Below are 1,937 nucleotides of genomic sequence, written 5' to 3'. Positions count from 1 at the left end.
GCCCGCGGCCCCGGGGAGGCGCGGGCCGGGTCCGGGCGCCGGGGTCAGGCGCCGGGGGCCGAGGGGGGCGCGGCGGCGGGCTCCCGGTCCGGCTCCTCTTCCTCGCGGGGCAGGGTGGCCTTGCGCAGGCCGGGTACGGCGATGGCCACGGCCACGGCGGTGACGGCGCAGATGACGCCGTTGACGACGGCGGCGCCACCGGGGCTGAACCAGCGTGCGAGGGCGGCGACTTCGACGTCGCCGACGACGCCGCCGGTGGTGCCCTGCGTGGTGATGACGCTGACGATGCGGCCGCGCAGCCGGTCCGGCGTGCTGTGCTGGACGAGGGCGTACTCGAGGATCTCGTACACGGTTCCGGCGGCGCCGCAGACGGCGAGCAGGGCGAAGGCGACCCAGATGTTGCCGCTGAGGCCGAAGCCGACGGTGGCCAGGCCGCCGGTGAAGGCGGCGCCGAGCAGGAGCCGGCCGGGCCGGGCGGCGCGGGTGAGCCAGCCGCTGGTGGCGGAGATGACGACCGCGCCGACCGCGGGGGCGGTGTAGAGGAGGCCGAGCATGACCTCGCTGCCGTTGAACTGCCGGTCGACCATCTCGGGGAAGAGCACGACCGGCACGTTGAACAGCGCCATCACGCCGCCGAGCGTGAGCAGGCCGCCCACGACGCGGTGGCGCAGGGCGTATGTGAAGGCGACGAGCAGGGATCCGCTGTCGGCGTCGTACTCCTCGTCGTCCTCGTCGCCCTTGACCGGGGGCAGGGGCCGGATCCGGGCGATCAGGAAGGTGGTGACGGCCGTGGTGACCGCGGTGAAGGCGAAGACGGGTCCGGCGCCCCACAGGGCGAGGAGGATGCCGCCGAGGAACGGCGCGCTGATGGAGCCGATCTCACCGGTCAGGGAGATCAGGGCGCCCGCCGCGGGGAGCTGGTCGGGGCGTACCAGGGTGGGGGCGACGGCCATCAGGGCCGTCACGCTGACACCGGTGGCCAGTCCGTCCCAGGCGACGCAGGCGTAGATGGCCCACAGGCTCGGGTCGGGCAGGAAGGCGTTCACGGCGAGGCCGGCGAAGGCGAGCGCGGCGGCGGCGCGGGCCCACACGATCAGGCGCCTGCGGTCGGTCCGGTCGGCCATCACGCCGCCCCAGAGCGAGCCGAGCAGGACGCTGATGCTCATGATCATGCTGGCGACGGCGACGTTGAAGGTCGAGTGCGTCAGCCCGTACACCTGGGCGGACAGGGCCACCGTCGCCATGCCGAGGCCGAACAGGGACACCACGCGGGCGATGAAGATCGCGCGGAAGTCGCGGCTGGTGCGCAGGGGTTCGATGTCTATGACGAAGTCACGCAGAGGCACGGCAGGCTCCGGGGCGGGCAGGTGTGGGGGAGGCGGGTATCAGGCTGCGGGGGTGAGCAGTTCGGCCCACTGGCGCAGGGTCGGACGCTCGGCGAGGTCGACGAAGGTGACCTTGGCGCCTTCGGCCCGCCACTTCTCTATGAGCGACATCAGCCGGATCGAGTCGAGCCCCTGGTCGAGGAGGTCCTCTTCCAGGGACACGTCGCAGGGCTCCGTGTAGAGCACGTCGGCGACGTCCTGGACCAGGCGGTCGAGCGTGAACGACGGGAAGGACAGTGATTCAGACAAGGGACGACTCTCTCCTCGGGGCCCGAGCACCACAGTGTTTATTTAGGCAAGGCTTACCTAACTAAATGTGAAGCCGCACGTCAAGCCGGGTTCCCCGGCGAACCGGCCCGCCCCTTCCGTCGAACCGGCCCTGGCGTGGCGGCTGTTGGGCGCGGGGTCGAAGATCGTCAAAAGTGAGGCCAGGCTAACCTAAAATCGAGGTGCGGTATCGCCCTCGGGCACCCGCCCGTCCCGCAGGGGCGGAGCGGCCCGGACCTCCAGGTGTCCGGGCGCGCGTCGGGGCCGGGCCGGAGCGGATGCTCC

2 protein-coding genes are annotated in these 1,937 nt (G+C 72.1%); both read right to left on the bottom strand.

What is annotated here, in order from left to right:
- Window positions 1-44: 44 nt before the first annotated feature.
- Window positions 45-1,346 carry an enterobactin transporter EntS gene (gene entS / locus ABT106_RS31845; RefSeq protein ID WP_351284511.1) on the bottom strand — a complete coding sequence of 434 codons (1,302 nt, stop codon included), beginning with the start codon at window positions 1,344-1,346 and terminating at the stop codon, window positions 45-47.
- A gap of 39 nt (window positions 1,347-1,385) precedes the next feature.
- Complete coding sequence (locus tag ABT106_RS31840) at window positions 1,386-1,634, bottom strand: phosphopantetheine-binding protein (protein WP_351284508.1); 249 nt, start codon at window positions 1,632-1,634, stop codon at window positions 1,386-1,388.
- Window positions 1,635-1,937: the final 303 nt, after the last annotated feature.

The organism is Streptomyces sp. NPDC002044, from assembly GCF_040296725.1.
Taxonomy (GTDB): Bacteria; Actinomycetota; Actinomycetes; order Streptomycetales; family Streptomycetaceae; genus Streptomyces; species Streptomyces antarcticus.
This window is presented reverse-complemented; position numbering and strand designations above follow the sequence as displayed.